Annotated in this window: 14 protein-coding genes; 7 read left to right on the forward strand and 7 right to left on the reverse strand. The window is 57.7% G+C overall.

From position 1 onward, the window contains the following. Positions 1-102 precede the first annotated feature (102 nt). A complete protein-coding gene (locus VEH04_09065; protein HYG22919.1) occupies positions 103-1,536 on the reverse strand; it encodes a Gfo/Idh/MocA family oxidoreductase in 1,434 nt (477 codons plus the stop codon). Positions 1,537-1,674: 138 nt separating this feature from the next. On the opposite strand from VEH04_09065, the gene VEH04_09070 reads away from it, so the two are divergent. The 6 genes from VEH04_09070 (at position 1,675) to VEH04_09095 (ending at position 7,539) form a co-directional block, all read left to right on the forward strand. After that, a complete protein-coding gene (locus VEH04_09070) occupies positions 1,675-2,547 on the forward strand; it encodes a sugar phosphate isomerase/epimerase (protein ID HYG22920.1) in 873 nt (290 codons plus the stop codon). A 70-nt stretch (positions 2,548-2,617) separates the two neighbouring features. Further along, the gene (locus VEH04_09075; GenBank protein HYG22921.1) at positions 2,618-3,151 is read left to right on the forward strand and encodes a hypothetical protein; all 534 of its coding nucleotides are present in this window, start codon (positions 2,618-2,620) and stop codon (positions 3,149-3,151) included. Continuing rightward, positions 3,145-4,479 (forward strand): Gfo/Idh/MocA family oxidoreductase, encoded by a 1,335-nt coding sequence (locus VEH04_09080; GenBank protein ID HYG22922.1) that lies wholly within the window; start codon positions 3,145-3,147, stop codon positions 4,477-4,479. Before VEH04_09075 ends, VEH04_09080 begins: the two co-directional genes overlap by 7 nt. Before the next feature lie 52 nt (positions 4,480-4,531). Further along, positions 4,532-5,191, forward strand: coding sequence for a discoidin domain-containing protein (locus VEH04_09085; GenBank protein HYG22923.1), 660 nt, complete (start codon positions 4,532-4,534; stop codon positions 5,189-5,191). A gap of 19 nt (positions 5,192-5,210) precedes the next feature. Continuing rightward, on the forward strand, positions 5,211-6,707 hold the full coding sequence (locus tag VEH04_09090; GenBank protein ID HYG22924.1) for a flippase activity-associated protein Agl23: 1,497 nt from the start codon (positions 5,211-5,213) through the stop codon (positions 6,705-6,707). Continuing rightward, positions 6,700-7,539: an FAD:protein FMN transferase gene (locus VEH04_09095; protein ID HYG22925.1), complete on the forward strand. Its 840-nt coding sequence runs from the start codon at positions 6,700-6,702 to the stop codon at positions 7,537-7,539. The genes VEH04_09090 and VEH04_09095 overlap by 8 nt, the downstream gene beginning before the upstream one ends. A 29-nt stretch (positions 7,540-7,568) precedes the next feature. Here the strand turns inward: VEH04_09095 and VEH04_09100 are convergent, their stop codons facing one another. After that, the gene (locus tag VEH04_09100) at positions 7,569-8,282 is read right to left on the reverse strand and encodes a hypothetical protein (protein HYG22926.1); all 714 of its coding nucleotides are present in this window, start codon (positions 8,280-8,282) and stop codon (positions 7,569-7,571) included. 458 nt (positions 8,283-8,740) lie between these two features. Between VEH04_09100 and VEH04_09105 the strand changes: the two genes are divergently transcribed. Continuing rightward, positions 8,741-12,838, forward strand: a complete 4,098-nt coding sequence (locus VEH04_09105; GenBank protein ID HYG22927.1) for a LamG-like jellyroll fold domain-containing protein — start codon at positions 8,741-8,743, stop codon at positions 12,836-12,838. A gap of 5 nt (positions 12,839-12,843) precedes the next feature. On the opposite strand, the gene VEH04_09110 is transcribed toward VEH04_09105, so the two are convergent. The 5 genes from VEH04_09110 to VEH04_09130 form a co-directional block, all read right to left on the reverse strand. Continuing rightward, on the reverse strand, positions 12,844-13,803 hold the full coding sequence (locus VEH04_09110) for a DUF3616 domain-containing protein (GenBank protein ID HYG22928.1): 960 nt from the start codon (positions 13,801-13,803) through the stop codon (positions 12,844-12,846). A gap of 237 nt (positions 13,804-14,040) precedes the next feature. Then, positions 14,041-16,167 (reverse strand): ankyrin repeat domain-containing protein, encoded by a 2,127-nt coding sequence (locus tag VEH04_09115; GenBank protein HYG22929.1) that lies wholly within the window; start codon positions 16,165-16,167, stop codon positions 14,041-14,043. Between the two features lie 111 nt (positions 16,168-16,278). Continuing rightward, positions 16,279-16,692: a hypothetical protein gene (locus VEH04_09120; protein HYG22930.1), complete on the reverse strand. Its 414-nt coding sequence runs from the start codon at positions 16,690-16,692 to the stop codon at positions 16,279-16,281. Beyond that, positions 16,664-17,344 carry a response regulator transcription factor gene (locus tag VEH04_09125; protein HYG22931.1) on the reverse strand — a complete coding sequence of 227 codons (681 nt, stop codon included), beginning with the start codon at positions 17,342-17,344 and terminating at the stop codon, positions 16,664-16,666. Before VEH04_09125 ends, VEH04_09120 begins: the two co-directional genes overlap by 29 nt. Beyond that, positions 17,329-19,398, reverse strand: coding sequence for a HAMP domain-containing sensor histidine kinase (locus VEH04_09130; protein HYG22932.1), 2,070 nt, complete (start codon positions 19,396-19,398; stop codon positions 17,329-17,331). The genes VEH04_09125 and VEH04_09130 overlap by 16 nt, the downstream gene beginning before the upstream one ends. Positions 19,399-19,699 lie beyond the last annotated feature (301 nt).

Raw genomic sequence — 19,699 nt, forward strand, 5'->3', positions numbered from 1 at the left:
CTGCGGTTTTCCGGGCGGCAAGATGCCGGACGGTACGGCGTTGCCAACGAAAAAGCCGTGGACCGGAGTCCACGGCAAATGTCTGCGTTCCAGCGACCGGGCCTAGACTTTCCAGCCAGCGCGATAATCGCGTTTGACGAATTTGGCTGCCTCAGGCGCATTCTTGGCTCGCATGTTCGGGCCGTCCCACTCGAGTTTCTTGCCCACGCGCATCGCGACGCATCCGAGGAGCATGATCTCAGTCAGATCCGCCGCGATGTCGAAGTTCGAGAAGCACATTCCAGGCTTGGTGTCACGGATCGCCTGCAACCATTCGAGGTGCTGGCGGGCGTCAGCGTCACCCTTGAACGGATTACGCGGAAGCGTGACCGGAATGGCGCTCACCGCTTCATGGCGGCTGTAATGCACCAGCTTTTCCTCGCCCTTCAATTTCACGTAGAAACGCGTGCCGTAGTCGTCGTCGGAAAAGATCTGTCCCTTGTCGCCGATAATCAAACAACCGCTCCCGGGAACTTCACCGCGCGCAGCTTCAACATCCGCGGTCAGTTCCTTCGAAGGTTTGTTGCTGCCGTCGTGCCCGCCGCGGGCGCCGTCCTTTGGCTTGCCGCCGTCGTACCACCAAAACGTCAGCGCCGGCATTTCGGCCCGGGCAGGGAATTGGAAGCGGATCTTCGAGCCGAGCGGGTAGGTTTCCCCGTTCATGCCTGAGGTTTCGGATTCAATTTCCGTCGGAAAACCCATCTTCAAAGCTCGGAAAGGCATGTTCACCGTATGGCATGCCATATCGCCGAGAGCTCCCGTGCCGAAATCCACCCAGCCGCGCCAGTTAAACGCATGATACGCACCCTTCTTGTAAGGCCGCATCTGGGCCGGGCCAATCCAAAGATCCCAGTCCAGACCTTCCGGGATAGGATCCGATCCTTCCGGGCGGCCCATGCCTTGCGGCCAGATTGGGCGATTACTCCAAACGTGGGCTTCACGGACGGGGCCGATGAGGCCGGCCTGAATCACTTCAACCGCGCGGCGCAATCCGTCCTCGGCGCTGCCCTGGTTGCCCATCTGTGAAATGACCTTGTGCTCCCGCGCCAGGTCGCGCAAGCGGCGAGCTTCGTGAATCGTCTGGGTCAGGGGCTTCTGGCAATAAATGTGTTTGTCGAGCTGAATGGCTGCGGAAGCGGCCACCGCATGGAAGTGGTCAGGCGTCGCGACAATGACCGCATCGATCGACTTGCTCATGTCGTCGAACATCTTGCGATAATCGTGATAGAACTTCGCCTTCGGGTATTTCTTGAGCTGGCCTGCGCAATGATTCTGGTCAGCGTCGCACAGGGCGACGATGTTTTCAGTCGCGCAATGATCCGTGTCGCTGGCGCCCTTGCCCGCGGCTCCGATCGTCGCGATGTTGATCTTGCTGTTGAGGTTTTGGCCGCGCAACAGTGCCGGAACGCCAAAGGTGACGGCGGTTGCAGCTAGGGCGCTGGTCTTCAGGAAGCGCCGACGATTGACGGCGAACGAGGAGGATTTGGATGATTTCATGAAAGATTTTCGAGACGTGATCAGTTTTGCCGCAGGGCACGAGTCATTAATTCTCAGGATCGCTTTCGGCCAAGTTTGCGTTTGGCAGACGTCAGCGATCCTGCCATGGTTTCCGCGATTTCGAAACGAGTTTTTGTTATGAGCACCAAAAAAGTTCTCCTGTCCGCCCTGTTCACCGGTATCGCATGTGTCGCGCCGGTCCAGGCTGAACCCATTCCGGAATCCTGCCGAACGTTCGGATTTGCTGTCGGCTGCCAGGCATGGACGTTCAATCGCTTCTCCGTATTCGAGACGATCGACAAGACTATCGAAGCGGGCGGAAAGGTCATTGAACTCTACCCCGGACAGCGACTCAGCGCCGCGGAACCGGATGTTAAGTTCGACCACAACGCGCCTGCAGCCGTGATCGAAAAGGTAAAGGCTCGCCTCGCCGAGCGCGGCCTTAAGGCTGTCAATTACGGCGTTGTCGATATTCCCAGGGATGAAGCCGGCGCCCGGAAAGTATTCGAACTGGCCAAGGCGTTGAACCTGTACGCCATCACCACGGAATCCGTGGGCGCAATCGATACCATCGAAAAGCTGGCCAAGGAATTCGACATTCGGGTGGGAATCCATAATCATCCGCGCAGGGCAAACGACGCCAATTACAAGGTGTGGGATCCGAACTACGTCCTGAGCGTTGTCAAAAACCGGGATGAGCGGCTCGGGGCGGCAGCCGATACGGGCCATTGGGTGCGGTCGGGCCTGAATCCGGTGGAATGCCTGAAGATCCTGGAAGGCCGGATCGTCAGTTCGCACCTGAAGGATCTGAACGAAAAGTCCTCGACTGCCCACGATGTGCCCTATGGCAATGGCGTTTCCAACATCCCGGGAATTCTCGACGAACTGAAGCGGCAGAAATTTGTGGGGAACATTTCCGTCGAGTACGAGCACAATTGGGAAAACAATGTATCGGACGCGGCCCAATGTATAGGATTTGTCCGCGGGTATGGTGCCCGCTTCAATCCGTAACCTGAATAACGGCGAACGCATCTGCGTCCATTTGCGTGCGGTTCGCCGGTGAACGGCAGAAGATCAAAGCATGAATGAAGTAAACGTGAAAGACTCCCGGGGCGGCGCATTTGACCATACGCTCGCATTCCTACTGCTGCGGCTGTGGCTTGGCTTCCGGGCAATTGTAACCGGCATCGAAAAGTTCGGCGGGTTTAACACCGTCCAGAAACCCTTTATCGATCCCAGCACCGGCATGGCGGACCCGAGCGGCGCAATGATCGAGGTTAAGGAAAAGTTCTACGCGCTCACCAATTACAGCGCCATTCCCCAGTCAATGAAGGACCGCTTCGCGGGCGAACCGTTGATGCCAGCCGTTGCGACGACCCCTTTTTACGCGGTGCTCGGTTGGGCGCTGATCATTCTTGGTGTAATGTTGGTGGTCGGTCTGGGCACCCGGATTTCATTGTTCCTGCAGGGTCTGCTCTACATCGGCCTGACGGTCGGCCTTATTCTGATCAAGCAGGACGACGGTGTCGCGTGGCTGGCGATTCACGTGGCGCTGATCGCGCTGGCGTTCACGCTGGCCCGGCACAATCGCTTTAGCATATTGAAGAAATGGTAGAGAACCTCATCACCCGGCGGGACTTCGTCCGCACCACCGCCGCTGCCGGAGCGGGATTGATCCTGACCGCCGGAGCGTCGTCCTTCGGCCAGAACCGTTCGCCAAACGGCAAGATCAACGTTGCGCTGATCGGCTTCGGAGCTCAGGGCCGCGTGCTGCTGGAATCACTGCTCAAGATCGAGGGGATCCAGTTGGTTGCCGTTGTCGACATTTGGGAATACGCCCGCACCTACGCGGAACGCTCATTGAAAAAGATGGGCGTGGAGGTGCGCGCGTACGAAAACCATGAGCAGATGCTCGAGAAGGAAAAGGATCTCCAGGCTGCAGTCGTCGCCACCCCGGATTTCTGGCACGCGCCAGTGACCAATGCCTGCCTGAAGGCCGGTCTGCACGTGTATTGCGAAAAGATGATGGCGCATTCCATCGAAGCCGCGCGCTCGATGGTTCACACGATGCGGGAAACCGGAAAGCTCCTGCAGATTGGGCATCAGCGCCGCAGCAATCCGCGTTACGTGTTCGCCTTGAACCGCCTGATGAACGAGGCGAAAATCTGCGGACGTCTCACTGCTGCAAACGCGCAGTGGAATCGCGCCGCCGCCGAGGATTTCAAATGGCCCAAGCGCTCGGACATGTCAGCCGAGCAGCTGGCGCAGTATGGATTCAAGGACATGCACCAGTTCCGCAACTGGCGCTGGTTCAAGGAACTGGGAGGAGGGCCGCTCTCTGACCTGGGCGCGCATCAGATCGATATTTTCAACTGGTGGTTCGGGAAGCTGCCGCGGTCAGTCATGGCCAGCGGCGGAATGGACTACTACACGACGCACGAATGGTACGACAACGCGATGGTGGTTTACGAATACGAGCTGCCCGAAGGCGTGGCGCGCGCGTTTTACCAGGTGCATACCACCACGAGCGCGGGCGGTGGTTACTTCGAATATTTCATGGGCGACGAAGGCTCGCTCAAGATGTCCGAAAATCCGAGTTTGACGACAGTCTTCCGCGAAGCGCGGGCTCCCGTATGGGATGAATGGGTTCGCAAAAATTACCTGCGTGCGAAACAGGCTCCGCCATCTGAGGCCGTGAAGGACGCCACCAAGGTCGATGTGCGGGAGACCGCGCAGCTGGCCGCTTACGAAATCCCGGTGTTCTTCAACAAGGCGATTCATCAGCCGCATCTGGAGAATTTCTTCAAGGCAATGCGGGGCGAGGCCAAATTGAATTGTCCTGCGGACGAGGCGTTCACGAGCGAATACATCATTCACAAGGCGAACGAAGCGATTGCCGCACGCCGCACGCTGGATATTGATTTAAAGGATGCCGAGGCATGATGGTTCCCGCCACCGGATCCGCCGATTTTTAACCATTGATTGGAGATAACGTATGAATTCGAAACTCATCTTTTCCGTTTTGTCGCTGTCTGTGCTTGCACATGCAGCGATTGCGCAAGACAAGGTGCCGTTGAAAACCGAGCTGCCGAAGCCGCTGTTTGTCGGCACTCCCGTTCCAGTGAAGATCCCCAACCTGGAGCCCGCGCGCCAGGGCAAGCGCCCTGACTTTCTGGTTCCCGCGGGCACCACCAACATCGCCGCCGGAAAACCTGTCACCGCCAGCGACAATGAACCCGTGATGGGCACGCTGGACCTGGTCACGGACGGCGACAAGGAAGGCGATGAAGGATCCTGGGTTGAACTCGGGCCTGGCAAGCAATGGGTGCAAATCGATCTCGAAAAATCCTCTGAAATCTACGCCGTGCTCCTGTGGCATTATCATTCACAAGCACGTGTTTATCGGGATGTCGTCGTCCAGGTATCTGACGATCCAGAGTTCAAGAAAGGCGTTACGACGATATTCAACGCCGATATCGGAAATGTTCTTGGCCTCGGCGCAGGCAAGGACATGGCCTACATGGAGAATTACGAAGGCAAGCTGATCGATGCCAAGGGCGTCAAAGGCCGTTACGTGCGCCTCTACAGCAATGGCAACACGACCAATAAACTGAACCACTACATCGAAGTGGAAGTATTCGGCAAAGCCCAGTAAACCCGCTGGAGGTTCACGCGTGCCTCCAGTTTCCACTCCTTCGCGATGGGCGGTCTTTTTGGGGATCGCCCTCCTTACGCTCCTCGTTCGGTTGCCGCATCTCGGTGAGCGGCCGATGCACACCGACGAGGCCGTAAACGGTTACATTACCGGCCAACTCCTCGCTGGCCAGCCGTATCAATATGACCCGCAGGATCGTCACGGTCCTGCCTTGTACCTTGCTGCCGTTCCAGCGTCCCGCCTCGCAGGTCAGAAACATCTTTCCGATCTCACCGAGCCGGTTCTTCGATCGATTCCTGCGATCTTCAGTTTCCTGACCGTTCTTCTTTTTGCCGTAGTCGCCAAACGCATCGGATTTATCAGCGCAATTCTGGGTGCCCTGTTGTTTGCAGTGGCGCCTTTGCCGGTTTACTACGGCCGCTACTTCATTCACGAAATGCTGTTTGTGTTTGGGACGCTGGCGTTTCTGCTCTCAGGCTTGCGCGTGCTGGAGTCAAGATCTCACGGGGCTGCGGCGCTGGGCGCGTCAGCCGCGTTCATGCTCGCGTGCAAGGAAACTGCCGTACTCCATTTCGCGGCGGCAGCAGTGCCGCTGGTTTGGTGGCTCTGGGCGGAACGAAATTCAGGGACGGGTCGTCGTGTGGCTCTGCGGCAGTTCGTCAGCCCCGCGGCAAACGCATTTGTTGCATTCGTGTTGGTGACGCTTGCGTTTTACACGTGGGGCGGACGCAATTGGGAAGGACCAGTGGACCTCCTGAAATCCTTCCCGCGCTTTGCGCAACGGGCTGGCGGCGAAGGACACGAAAAGCCGTATTACTATTATGGGCTTCTGCTGGGCGGTAGCGGCGCAGGATGGGGACTCATCGGGCTGGCAATTTACGGAACCTGGCTCAGCTTGAAAGCGCTTCGAAGCAGTGCAACCCGCACGCTGCCGCTGCCAATGCTCGGATTTTACTGCATCGCGATCCTCATTCTCTACAGTGCGATTCCTTACAAGAATCCGTGGCTCGGATTGAACCTTTGGCTGCCAATCGCGCTGCTGGCCGGAGTCGGTTTCCAGAAGCTGTGGTTCGCGCGACAACGCGCTGCGGCTCGCGCGGCGCTCATTCTGGGTGCAACGGCGCTGCTCGCGCTGTCGGGCCAAGAAACATGGAAGTGGGGCTTCGCACGGCCGTCTGACGACAGAAATCCGTATGCATATGCCCACACCGTGGAAGACCTGCTCGGATTGCCGGAACGCCTGAAAGCGTTGACTCACACCAACACCGCGCGGGTGCGGATTTCAGTTGTCGCATCAGATCCGTGGCCACTCCCATGGTATCTGCGCAGATTCTCACGCGTGGGATATTATCAGCCCGGGCAGGACCCCGGGGTTGCTGATTTTTACGTCAGTTCGCTGGAGCCCGCGCCAAACCTCGAGGCTCGCGCGGAAGGCTGGCGATCTGAGTTTTTTGGGGTTCGTCCTGAAGTGCTGCTCCTGCTTTGGACACCTCCTGCTGCAGGGATCGATGAGTGACGGGGTTCACATTTTTCGGCACGAGGCGATGGCCACGCATTTTGAAGTCAGAATTTCCGGCGAGGAGAAGTCGTATGCAGGGCAGGCGGCGCGAACAGCTTTTGATCTGTTGGATCGTCTGGAAGGCCTGCTGAGCCGATTCCGTGAAAACAGCGAGATCAGCCAGATTGGCTTTCTCACTCCCGGCGAAGAGTTGCGGCTGAGCGAGCCGACCTTCGCCTGCCTTGAAATCGCCAGACGCATGGAAGCTGTGACACACTCCGCGTTCTGCGTCAGCCCCGATGCCGTGAGGCGCCAGTTGGAGATCCCCGTTTGGTCGTTGAATCGAAGCACGTTTTCGATTCATTGCGAAAGCGGACGCCTGCAGTTCGATCTGGGCGCGATCGGCAAGGGCTTTGCCTTGGATCGAATGGCGGAGGAACTTGCCGATTGGGGTTGCCCGTCATTTTTATTGGTCGCGGGCGGCAGCAGCATTCTTGCGGGGAATCCGCCTTCGGGAATGCCAGGCTGGTCCTGCGGCCTTGGCGAATCAGAGACGGACCTGCGGCTTCTGCTGCAACACTGCTCGCTGAGCGGCTCAGGCTTGGCTGTGAAAGGCGCGCACATCCTGGATCCGCGCATCGGCAAGCCCGTCACAGATCGGGGAAGAGCGTGGGCGTTGACGTCATCGGCCGCTGAATCCGATGCGCTTTCGACAGCTGCGATGGTATTGACGGAAGACGAATTGTTCGCGTGCATGGATGGCAAATCCGAGTGGCTCGTCCTATGGAACGATTCCGGCGTGTGGCGCGAGGCTGGTGCCCGTCCGCGTCCGCCTGCGGATCTCGTTTGACCGTAAATGGGAGCCGCGGCGTTCCCGGATCAGCGAGCGTGCCGCGACGTGTATTTGCCCGCGATCGCGGCCATGAAGTCGCTCAGGTCCAGCGTCATGCTCCGAATATCTCCGACCTGGACGTCTTCGTCTTTCATGAAACCGCCCCACATCCGCGATGAACTTGAGACACCGCTGCGGCGAACGTCGAACGCAAACTTTTCCTGGCCTGCGTCGGTCATTCGTCCCTGCACGCGCAACACGGGCTGGCCTGCGCCATACATTCCCGCGAAATACCGGGCGGCCCCGCCACCTTTCGAATATTCAACGATCGTATTCTCCATCGTCAAATAACGCGCATTCGCTGGAAGCGCACTTTCGTTGGTGACCACGGTGGCGAACAGCTGCCGCGCCCGGATGAAATCACTCAACTGCTCGACATAATTGCCTGCAGTCCACTCATGGAGCCGTTTCTCATCGTCATGGAACGTCGCGGTCGACTTCACGGGCGCAATGTAAAGGGCGTCGTAGCCGGTGAAATCAAATCCATCGGCAATCCAGCAGTGCGCCAGGTGCGGATGCTTGAAGTTCCAGCCCGAATTGGAAGCGGTGCTTGAACCGATGACTACGTTTCGCCCGTCATCAGCTTTGTATCGGGCTGGAAACTTGCCGGGAGCGGCCGAGTTCTGGCGGGTCGCACAGCCCGCGAAAGTGAGCGCTGCGGCACAAACGCTGATTGGGATGAGAAAGGCGGCACTTCGCATAGTGTTGTTTTTTGGGTTGGACGGATTGTGGTCAATTCATGTTGGGTCGACAACGAATTTTGCGAAACGGGCGCGCTGGCGTTCGGAACCCGCATGCACGCGCTCGTGCAATCGAATCATGCTCGTTCCTGATCATCCGTCGTTGTCCTTCAGTAATGTTTTTACCATCGAAGCGTGAATTAATCCCGCGGGCGCCGCGGATGTCGAGTACGCGGTTGAGGGTTCGGCCAATCTCGTCGACTGGATTCCTCTTGGTCCGGCAGTCTCCGTTGGAAGCGGTTCGTTCCAATTCACCGTTTCGGATGAGCAACACCCGTCACCGCGCTTCTTCCGGTTTGTGCCAAATGGTTCGCCCTAGCTCGAACATTGGAGACCAACCGTCGTTTGGGTCGGCAGGAATTCCCTTGACCTCGGTGTGCATCGGCCCTGGAATGCGGTGCAGAGGTTTTAATTATCCAATGAAAACTCGAGCCCACTCACTCGTCCGGCTGGCTTGCATGAAGATTGCACCGTGGTGTCTCGCACCAGGTCTTGTTGCGGCCGCGCCGTCCATCGAGATCTCTCGCTTCGCTGCAGTTGGTCTCCTTCCCGCCGGCAATCTCCCGTCGCGCGTCGCGGTGGGTGACTTCAACCGGGACGGAAAACCTGATCTTGCCGTTGCAAATTCGGGATCCCAAAATATATCGCTGTTTGAAAACCTGGGATTGCATCCGCTGAGTTCCAATACGTTTTCTGCGCCGATCCTCCTTTCGGGGCCGGTTGCCAGCGAAGTCCCATACAAGGTTGAGGTCGCGGACATTAACGGCGACGGGTGGGATGATTTGTTAACAGCAAACCGCAGCTTGAATACGGTTTCCGTGTTCTGCAATGCGGCGCACACCGGGAGCGTGAGCGCGGCATCCTTTGAAGCGCCCGTGGACCTCGTCACGGGTTCCTTCCCAATGGCCGTTGCTGTGCGCGATCTGGATGGGGACGGGCGTCCCGAAATCATCACAGCCAACTTCGAGGGCCAGTCGATTTCGGTATTGAAGAATCTTGGCAGCGGCGCTGATGTGACGTCTGCATCATTTGCCGGGCACATCGATTTTCCTGCGGGATCAGGAGCCGCGAACCTCGCATGTGCAGATTTCGACGGCGATTCAAAGCTCGACATCGCGGTGGTTAACTTCAAGGACACGATGGTTTCCATCCTGAAGAACACGACGGCTTCCAATACGATCTCTTCCAGCTCGTTTGCCTTCGCCGCCAGCTTGCCAGCGCCTCTCAGTTGCGAAGGCATTGCAGTGGGCGATTTGGACCGGGATGGACGTATCGATCTGGTTGCGGGCGCGTCGCTTGAGGGACAGCGCATTGCTATTTACCGGAACACAAGTTTTCCAGGACATCTGGAATCCATTTCGTTCGAGCCCAGGCATGATCTCGAAACTGGTGGCTGGACGCACAGTGTTGAACTTTCTGACCTCAACCGGGATGGGAAGCTGGATATCGCCGGGGTTACAGAGCAGCAAAGCCATCTGTTCATCTTCGAGAATCGCAGTGAGCCTGGGGAATCGCCTACCAACTGGTTTGGGACTCGACTGGACCTGGCCACGGGTCTCAATGCCTGGGGATTGTCGGTATCCGATCTCGATGGCGATTTGCGTCCAGACATTGTCCTTTGCAACGCATATGACAACAACGTCGGAATGTATCGCAACGAGCTGCCTTTGACACCCGGTGGAACCGCTTGTACGCCGGCCCCGTCCGGCCTCAGCGGTTGGTGGGCGGGAGACCATTCGGCTGATGATGGTATCGATGGCCACCATGGAGTCCTGTTGAACAATGCTGGTTTCGCTGCTGGCGTGGTCGGTTCAGCACTGTCATTTGATGGCAACAACCAAGCCGTTCGAATCCCGCATTCAGCCGCTCTCTCAACTCCCAGTTACACAGTCGAGGCTTGGATCCGGCCTGCTGGGCAGGTGAATGATGCCATCGACCAGGAATTAATTTTCGGCCAGAGCTTTGGCTTTCCGCAATTGGTGGTTCGAAGAGGAGTCAGCGGTGTTCGGCTCTCGTGGCAGTTCGGAACAGACATGTTCAGCTTTTATGAGGTGGAAGCTCCGGAGGAGATTCCGATCGGACAGTTTACCCACGTTGCAGGAACTTGGGATGGAATCGCGCTGCAATTGTATGTGAATGGAATTTTGACGGCGACAAGCACGCCTGGAACGGTGCCCGTGGACTCAGGATGCGATTTCTTCATAGGCGGCTTTCACAGTGAAGGCGAAGAATGCGGTTATGTCGGTCAGTTCTTTAATGGTGTCATCGACGAACTCACGATGTACAGCAGCGCGCTTGCATCATCGGACATCCATGCCATCTACGACGCGGGAGCGTTTGGCAAATGCCGCCCCATCGTGGGGACACCCTTGCCTGTGATCGCGGTTCAACCTCACAGCACCAATGTGTTCGAAGGTGAACGCGCTTCTTTCAGCATCGCGTTTCAAAGCGCCGCTCCAGCGAGCGTCCGATGGCAATTCAACGGCACAAACATACCGATCGGAACAACCGCGACTTACACAATCCTTAACGCACAAGCTGCCCACGAGGGCGAGTACCGTGCCGTTATCAGCAATGCTGGCGGTTCGGTAACGAGCATTGTCGCCCGATTGACGACTAAACCCGGTCCCAATTGCACCCCCGTCGCACAGGGATTGGTCGGTTGGTGGCGATTTGAAGACGATCTGCTCGACTCATGGGGAACCAACGATTTCCTTGAATCGACGCTGGTCAGCGGCTTTGTGTCAGGGAAGGTGGGTCGCGCGTTCCATGTATGGAGCGGTCGCTTGAACTCCTTTGTATTCGTTCCGCACACCTCGTCGTTGAATTTGACCGAGGCTATTTCAGTGGAGGCGTGGGTGCAGCCGGGTGTGCCGAGCTCGGCCCAAACCATCCTGAGCAAAAGCGATCCTGGGATGACAACCGGTTTCGCGTTCGGAATAACAAATGCGCGTCCGTACTTTGCGATTGGATCGGGAACGGCGGGATCCGCGACTGTGATTGCGCCCGCCGCGCTCCCGTCCGCCGCATGGAACTACGTCACGGCGACGTTCAATGGCGCGATGTTGAAGCTTTATACGAATGGCGCGGTAGCCGCCACCGCGCCGCATGCCGCGGCAATTGCAGCGAATCAGAGCAATATGATAATCGGCCCGCAGGCCGGCGCTTCGCCCTTTTCGGGCTCTGTCGTGGTTGATGAACTTGCCCTCCACCGCCGCGCTCTGGCTGCGGAGGAAATTCGTGAAATCTTCAACTCGTCTCGTTCGGGCCGATGCCTGCCCCCGCCGCAGGTTGTATCCAACCCCCTGAGCCAGGCGATCCCTGAAGGCGAAGATTTGCTGCTGCAAGTGACGGCAACAGGCGGCAAGCCCGTTTCCTACCAATGGAGTTTCAATAGAACCAACATTCCACATGCCACAGGCCGGACGTTGCATATCCCTCGGATTGAAGCTGCCCAGGCGGGGTTCTACTCTGTCTCGATCAGCAACCGGACCGGCATGGTGGTGAGTTCCAGCGCGCACGTGAAGGTGGTCGCGGCAAACAGCTGCATGGAATCCCCCGCAGGCTTGTTGGCGTGGTGGCCCGGGGACGGATCGACAATTGAAATCGTGAGCGGGCGAACAGCCACTGCGTTGGGGGCCCGGTACAGCACGGGGAAAGTCGCGCAAGCTTTCAATCTTACTGGAGGTGGTATCAGACTGCCGCATTATCCTGAGCTCGAAGGTTTCGCAGAGGCCAGCTTTAGCCTGGAGGCGTGGGTACGGCTGAGTACGAATCCTACAATCCGCTGGCTGGGCACTCCGGAATTTGTTATTGCCGACAACCGCGGCGTGGCGATCCCCCAGCCTCCGACGCCGGAAACAGCGAGTTATGTTTTTGCAGTCAACAACGGGCAGCTTGTTTTCTCGTTCGAGTCAGCCGGGCCGTTGCCTAAAGTGACTTCGCAGAGTGTGTCGGGCGGACCTGAATTGCGCGACGGCGTCTACCATCATGTGGCCGTCTCGTTTCAGCGCGGTGCAACAAACCAATGCATTCTCTATGTGGACGGGCGCGTTGTGGCGTCCGTGAAATCCACGAACCTGTTCCGTGGCACAATCCCGAATCTGGGTCCTGCTTTTCTAGGACAGCGAAGTTTCAGTTTTTATCCGAAGCCCGCTGGCCCGCAATTCGGCGAGCTGGACGAGCTGGCACTCTATGATCGCGCGCTGCATGGGGCCGAAATCGAGGCTATTGCACGCAACGGCCGGGCCGGCAAATGCAAAGAGCTGCCATCCATCATTGTTCAACCCGCCGAAGAGTCTGTTCGCGCGAACCTGCAATTCGTTGCGAATGAAAGAGTGGTCGAATTCTCGGGCTCCCCCGACGGATTCTATCACGTGCAAATGTCAACGAACCTTGTCGATTGGGTGACTATCGGAACCGCGGTGCGCGTGAATGGTGCGCGTTTTCAGTTCGTGCACGCAGATGCGAAAGCTGAGCCTTCCTGTTTCTATCGATTCATCGAAGCAGGGCACTGACCGCATCAATCGACCGGGATGCTGGCGGACCGAAACGACTTTGCTCCCTTCAGCTTCTTCAATCGCTTCGGCGCGTTCTGAGGCTCTCCACTGTCGTCGCTGAGAAATTGCAGGCCACGATTTGCGTCGGGCCAAAGGACAAGCGATTCCGCGTTCACGGTTCCCGGAATCCCGCCCACCACTCGGACGGGAACGGCATCGCCACCTTTCCAGCGGAATAGTTCAAATCTCTCATTTCCTTCCGTCGAACCGGCGACAATTCCGTATTCGCCGTCCCAGAAATCCATGCTTCGAATTCCGAGACCGTTGAGCTTGAGTTGAATCGGAGTTCCAAGTTTCGCTGCGGTTCCCTGAATCATTTGGTCCGGATTCAACAATGGAACAATCAGGGCCTGGCCGTTCGGAACGGGGCTGCGAAAACCGATCAGCAGATGGCCGTCGGGTGTCGCCACTAATCCTTCAATGTTCAGGCCTCCCGGGGCCTTGGGCGCCAGGCGTGATGCCGCTGAAAGACCAAATTTCTCCAGCGGCTTGTGAGCGAGCAGATCCCGCAACAGATCCTTGTAAGGCTCGCCCCTGGGAACCAGGAGTTTCGGTTGGTTGAGGTCAATGTCAGTGGCAAAGAACCGATATCGGCTGCCGCGATATTTCCCGTCCTTGTTCCGGCCGTGTGAAGTAATCCAGAACACGCGCTGTCCGATTCTTGCGGCCGCCTCGATGTCTGTTTCGGGCGAAGCGGGATCGACCTGGAGAAATGCGGACAAACCGATTTCCTGGAGCGGTTCGGCGGAGTTCTCGCGATTGTAAATGCGAATCACGTTCTCCTCATCGCTGGCTGCGGCGAAACGCGAATCATCAATGGCAACGGCCGCAGACGCATCGACGGCCCGCAGGTAAGCGGTCAGGTCCTCCGCACCGGCCGGGGTTGCTGCGGCGAGCGTCAGAGTGAGGAACGCAGTTTTCATCACCGCCAATGTTTCGCATTTATGTGCAGTCAGCAACCCGGATGTCGCCCCACGCGCATAGCGCGCCCGGAGCGCCGACTTGCAGTCGGCTTACGATGATCGAGAAACCGATCGCGTACAATCCAGAGTGACGTCTGATTGCACAAAGGAGGACGAACGCGGCACGCATTTGACCGCGTCAGGCTGGGTTGAGCGTTAAGCCGACTGCAAATCAGCGCCCCGGAGCGCACGCTTCGATTACCGTTCTGGAACTTCGATGATGTCGCCGTCGCGCAGGTGCAACTCGTCTGGCGGGGGGACGGATCCGTTAAGAACGAGCCTGCTGCCGCCGCCCATGTGAGGCTGGGGTGGGAGAGCCTGACTCGGCGATTTCGCAATGCAACTGATTGTCCATACCTTTCGCGTGCCGTTCTCAGCGGTCCTCGTGATCTTGACGCGGGAGAGGTCGGATGAGGAGAGCAGGATTGCTTTTGCCTGGGCCGACTCCAAGACGTTGCACAGGCGGGATGATTCAAATGGGTAAACAGCAATGAAAACCTGTTTATCGCGAAATCTCAGTTCGACAGTTCCTTTGACGCAGTTGTGGAGAGATTGAACCTGGTCTTGAGGCAGACCCGTCCACCGTTCGTCCAATGTATGTTCACGCTCGGGGATTTCTATGACATCCCCCCATTCCAGCGGAACGTTCTTTTCACAATCGATCGTTCCGTCCGCGCGAAGAATATTCAAGGTTTGGCGGGTTTCGCTCGTGCCTGGGAGCTGACGAATAATGGTGAGATCGGCAAAATCCGGAAATGTCGGGGGGCTCATGGGGTGGCTGTAGTTTACGAGAATCGCGTCAAGCAACGTGAAATGGTTCCAATCGTTCGTGCCGCGCCAGAAGACCGTTTTCAAGCCGGCGCCATTGCGTTGAATAGTGATGCGTGTGAAATCTGGAGGATTCTCGAGCGCGCCCTGCTGGCGAAGAAGGTCGGCGATCGCTGCGTATTGGTCAGCCAGTGCCGGTTCCCCTTTCTTGAGGCTTATGGCCAAACCTAGCGGCGACTCCGTTCCTAGGTTCCATTGAAATCGGCGATTGATGGGCACACCACGCTTGATGAGTTCCTCAACAACCGGCTGCATCCTGGCCGCGATCGCAAACATCAATACGGTTCCATCCTCCCGCTGAGGATCGGCTCCTGCTTCCAACAACGCCAGAGCCACGTCCGTCATTCGCTCTGCAATCGCCTGACGGATTATCGGTTGGCCGCGAAGACTCAGTGTGTTGGGATCGGCTTTATGCTTCAGCATGAGCAGGACGAGTGAGCTCTCCTTTCGCGCCATAGCAAGTTGTATTGCGGAAATCGCGGGCGTCGGACCGATCACGTCTTCAATCCTTCCGCGGCGAAGAAATTGTTCAGCCGAAATATTCGGATCAGCCCCTGCGCGAAGCAGGGTTCCGCAAATTGTAAGTCTCTCTGGATTCCCAAATTCAATCGCACTGCTCAGTGGTAAATTCCGTGAGCCGCGATTAGGGTCTGCGCCAGCGGTCAGCAACCTCTCCACCATTTCCAGCGAAACTTGTGCCGCTATGCTGAGGGGGCTCCCGCCTTGGTTCAGGTGGTTTGGGTTCGCTTTTGCCGCGAGCAACACCTCAACTGTCCTAAGGTGGCCGTACGTTACTGCCTGAAACAACGGCGTTGAATCCGATTGATCGGCCGCATCCGCTTCGGCGCCATGTTGCAGGAGCACAGCGATGATTTCGGTGTGTCCTTTCGCGGCTGCAAGGTGAACGGGATTCTGACCATGCGAAGTCCGGGCATTCACGTCAGCCTTGTTTATTATCAAGGCCTCAGCCACAGGGACAAATCCTCCCTCTGCCGCGTCGTGCAACGGTGTGCGCCCCTGCGCCCGTCTTGCATTCACGTCGGCTTTTGCGGCGATCAAGGATTCAACGACGGCTTTGTATCCGCGCGCCGACGCCACATGCAGAGCGGTTTCGCTCGTGATGTTTCGCGCCATGACTTCCGCGCCGTGTTTCAGCAACAGGTCGACCATGGTTTTGTGTCCCGCCCTGGCTGCGTAATACAGAGGCACGGCGCCGTCTGAAGCCTGATTCACGTTTGCGCCGTTGTTGATCAGGAAAGTGGCCACATGGACGTGTCCTTTCTCTGCGGCATTTGCGAGCGGGGTGCGAGAGGTGGCAGGACTGGCGTTGATCAAGTCTGGGCTGTTCTGGATCATCGCCTGAATACGCCGAATCTCCTGTTCCTCTTCGTCTGTTATAACCTCGCCAACCGTTTTCGGAACGGGGACTGGCTGTGTGTCCCCCGCCGCAAAACCGCGAATGCCAGCCAGGTTCTGGCGGCTCAACGTGACGAGCATCTGCTGGTTACTGAACTCGCGAATGATGCGTTCGTAGTGCGGAACAGCCTCGTTGGTGCGGCCGAGTTTGCGATAGCATTCGCCGAGACGGAAGATGGCGGTCGCTGCAATTTATCGATTTCGGTCAAACTGCTTTGCCAATGCGTCGTAGCTCGCAATCGCGGCCTCGATGTCACGATTCGCCTCCTCCTCGAACAGACCTTGTTGCAGCAGAAATGTCAGGTCGTTGGTCGTTGCTGCTGGTGCGCTGCATGGCAGTGAAAGGAAGAGCGTCAGGCAGACGATCTTGGCGAACCCCTTCGCGCGCGCCGACAGACCTGCGAGCGCCCATGCGTGAGTCATCATCGCTGATACAAGTTCTTCCCTATCTGTGCGGAGTGTTTTCATATCAAGTTCATTTCCACTGCCGATTTCTCCTGCCCTGGCGCTGCTGATTCGTGCCCATATCCTCCCAAACCAGCTCCAACGAATTGTCACGGATTTGCAAAATGTCGGCTCATAGTTCGAGGCGATATCCAACGCCATGGACCGTGCGAATGAAGCGCGGTGAATCAGGATCGCGTTCGAGCTTGCGGCGAAGGCTCGCAACGTGGCTGTCCACTGTGCGCGTCGTTGGAAACGATGCGTAACCCCACGCGGCATCGAGGAAGCGCTCGCGAGAAACAGGCTCGCCTTCCGATTCTGCCATTAATCGCAGCATCGCAAACTCCTTTGCCGTGAGATGGAGCTGGGTTTTTCCGCGAATCGCGGTTTGACGGATGAGATCGACTTCCACTTCACCGAACTTCAAAACCCGGGCCGTTTTGACCTGGCGTTCGACACGGCGCAACATCGCGCGCACCCTCGCCAGCAATTCGTCGCGGCTGAATGGCTTGACGAGGTAATCGTCGGCTCCCATGTCGAGGCCCGTCACACGGTCTTCAACCTGGCCTTTTGCAGTCAGCATCAGGATCGGCACGGGATTGGAAACCTGTCGAAGCGCCGCGCACACCTCCAAACCGTTCAGCTTCGGCATCATCACGTCGAGCAGGATGAGATCAGGTTTCTCGGACAGCGCGCGCTCGAGGCCCGACTCCCCATCGTTCGCGGTCAGAACGCGGTAGGATTCAGACGCAAGCGCGTCGGCGAGGGCGACACGCATGGGTGTCTCGTCTTCGATGATCAGGATGCGGGACATGGATTCATTGGACGTGAGTGAATCGGCAATTCGATGGTGAAGCGGCTTCCTTTTCCGGGTCGGCTCTCGACGTGAATGCAGCCGCCATGCGCATTGACGATGTGTTTCACAATGCTCAAGCCGATGCCAACGCCCTGCGTTTCGCGTCGAAGTTCGGAGCCCAGCCGGTAGAAGCGCTCGAAGATGCGCGCGTGTTCAGTGGCCGGAATCCCGCGGCCGTGATCCGAGACAGAGATGTGAAGCGCAGGGCTCGGGGAACGGGTCTCTTCGGGGCGCGTCAATTTCACAATGACACATTCGCCGCGTGGCGAGTGTTTCACCGCGTTGTCGATGAGATTGATCAAGGCCTGCTGAATGGCTCGGCCGTCGGCCATCAACTCGAAGTCCAATGTTCCTGATTCAGCGGATGGGACTTCAACGCGAAGAGTCACACCGCGTTCGTCCGCGTAAGGTTGCAGGACTTTGACTGTCTCGCTCGTGAGCGCGCGCAGGTCGGTGGGTTCGAAGTCATACAGTTTTCGTCCCTGTTCGATGCGCGAGAAGTCGAGGACGTTTTCGATCAGCGACGACAATCTCCTGCATTCCTGGACGATGAATCGGAAGTATTCCTGTTGCTTGCCGGGATGCGAAACCGCGCCGCGCTCCAGGCTTTCAGCCATCAAACGGACCGATGCTATGGGCGCGCGCAGTTCATGGGAGACGCTTGAGACGAAGTTCGATTTTTGTTCGTTGAGCGCCTGTTCCGCGCGAAAACTCCGGAGCGCCAGGCGGAAGCCCTGGAACGCGACCATCGCAGTAATGCCGATCAATGATCCGTACACAACCTGGCGCTGACGCTGGCGGGCGTAGAATGCGGCGGGATCGCGGAGGAGAACTGCCACCGCAAGACGGGGTTCGAAATCGGTTTCCGTGGACGCCAAGGTTCGTAGCGATTCCAGTGAGCTTGCTGCCAAATAGAGGGTGTGTCCCGCGATTTCAACTCGCGCGCCGAGAAATCCTGGAACGTTTGCATTTTGGAATGCTTTGCCGACGGCGCTGGCAATCGCGCCATGTTCCTGCGCCACGAAAAGGCTTTGGCCCTCGCATGTAATTACCGCGCATAGCCATGCGCCGCCATCCTCCAAGAGCCAACCGGACGTGCCCAGCCCGTGAGCGGCAACGAGCGCGCGCGAGCGTTCGTGAGTTTCCCACACTTCCTTCCATTGCGAAGCGCCTGCTCGTTCCTGTTCCAGTGCGACAGCCTTCTCCAGCAGCAGCGGAGTCAGGAGGGTCGGGCAGTGGATGGCGTCGGCGGACATCAGCGTCATTTGAGTTCTGACGGCGGCTTCATTTGTCGCCAAGGACGCAAGATGAAAGCGGCTCAATGCCCGCCACGGATTGGGGATGATTGGAAGACCGGCTTCACTGCCGCTTGCGCTGTGGAATGTCTCGCGAGCAGCGTTGGTGAGGCCGCGCTTGAGTTGCACCAAACCCAGGGTGAAGCGGGCCTTCGACGCCACCAGTTGGTCCCCACTCTCGGCAAGGTGACCATACTGACTGGCAGCGCGCTCGAGATCGCGTTCAACGAATTCCGAGACGATCGCTTCCGCCCACGCACGGGATTCCGCTGAACCCGCGCGCTGCTGGAGCACTTCGTCGGTTGGGGTTTCTGAGATTGGAGGAGGAAAAAGCAACTCTCCGTCCGAATTGAAAAGCGCGGTTTGCAGCGGGATTTCCTGTGTGGCATTGCGAAACACTGGATCTTCGTGCGGAAGATCACTCATCAGCCTGGCTGCGTTCGTTCCGGAATTCGAGAATACCGATGGATGGAACCAGGTGCTGCAATTGAACCCTGCGGATCGCGCGGCGTGGACGGGAGGGAGAATGACATTTCGGAGCTCGCGATGGAGTCGTTCTGCAATCTGCTCGGCGATCTGAAACGCTTCGCCATCTAGTTCGCGCCGGTCCTGGATGAGCGAGATGATTGCCACAGACGCGAGCACGGCGACGGGCGCGATGATCAAGACGCCCTGCCAGAAAAAACTCGGTCGGGATTGTTTGACCACGCCTGGCATGCGCGCTTGTTATGCGATGATCGTGGCACTGCGGCAAGCAATGTTTGTCATGGAATTGTGAAATGTTCTGGAAAAACTAACGGCGTCACCGGAGCCCCGACTTGCACTCGGCTTACGATGATCGAGAAACCGATCGCGCAAGGAATTGAAAGCGAACTCAGATACTTCATGGAGAACCAGCTCTTCTCGAATTGGGCGGACCCAGGCGAAAATTGAGCGTTAAGCGGACTCCAAGTCGGCGCTCCGTCGTATCGGGTTGGGATCTTACGCACGGATGGGTAACGCCCCGCAGACTAGGACG

The sequence above is a fragment of the Verrucomicrobiia bacterium genome (assembly GCA_035629175.1).
Lineage (GTDB): Bacteria > Verrucomicrobiota > Verrucomicrobiia > Limisphaerales > DASXHY01 > DASXHY01.

Excerpts from the sequence above, each read along its gene's own strand:
- VEH04_09065 (HYG22919.1), bottom strand. The coding sequence starts at position 1,536 with ATGAAATCATCCAAATCCTCCTCGTTCGCCGTCAATCGTCGGCGCTTC.
- VEH04_09070 (HYG22920.1), top strand. The coding sequence starts at position 1,675 with ATGAGCACCAAAAAAGTTCTCCTGTCCGCCCTGTTCACCGGTATCGCA.
- VEH04_09075 (HYG22921.1), top strand. The coding sequence starts at position 2,618 with ATGAATGAAGTAAACGTGAAAGACTCCCGGGGCGGCGCATTTGACCAT.
- VEH04_09080 (HYG22922.1), top strand. The coding sequence starts at position 3,145 with ATGGTAGAGAACCTCATCACCCGGCGGGACTTCGTCCGCACCACCGCC.
- VEH04_09085 (HYG22923.1), top strand. The coding sequence starts at position 4,532 with ATGAATTCGAAACTCATCTTTTCCGTTTTGTCGCTGTCTGTGCTTGCA.
- VEH04_09095 (HYG22925.1), top strand. The coding sequence starts at position 6,700 with ATGAGTGACGGGGTTCACATTTTTCGGCACGAGGCGATGGCCACGCAT.
- VEH04_09100 (HYG22926.1), bottom strand. The coding sequence starts at position 8,282 with ATGCGAAGTGCCGCCTTTCTCATCCCAATCAGCGTTTGTGCCGCAGCG.
- VEH04_09105 (HYG22927.1), top strand. The coding sequence starts at position 8,741 with ATGAAAACTCGAGCCCACTCACTCGTCCGGCTGGCTTGCATGAAGATT.
- VEH04_09110 (HYG22928.1), bottom strand. The coding sequence starts at position 13,803 with ATGAAAACTGCGTTCCTCACTCTGACGCTCGCCGCAGCAACCCCGGCC.
- VEH04_09115 (HYG22929.1), bottom strand. The coding sequence starts at position 16,167 with ATGCTCGTCACGTTGAGCCGCCAGAACCTGGCTGGCATTCGCGGTTTT.
- VEH04_09120 (HYG22930.1), bottom strand. The coding sequence starts at position 16,692 with ATGGCGTTGGATATCGCCTCGAACTATGAGCCGACATTTTGCAAATCC.
- VEH04_09125 (HYG22931.1), bottom strand. The coding sequence starts at position 17,344 with ATGTCCCGCATCCTGATCATCGAAGACGAGACACCCATGCGTGTCGCC.
- VEH04_09130 (HYG22932.1), bottom strand. The coding sequence starts at position 19,398 with ATGCCAGGCGTGGTCAAACAATCCCGACCGAGTTTTTTCTGGCAGGGC.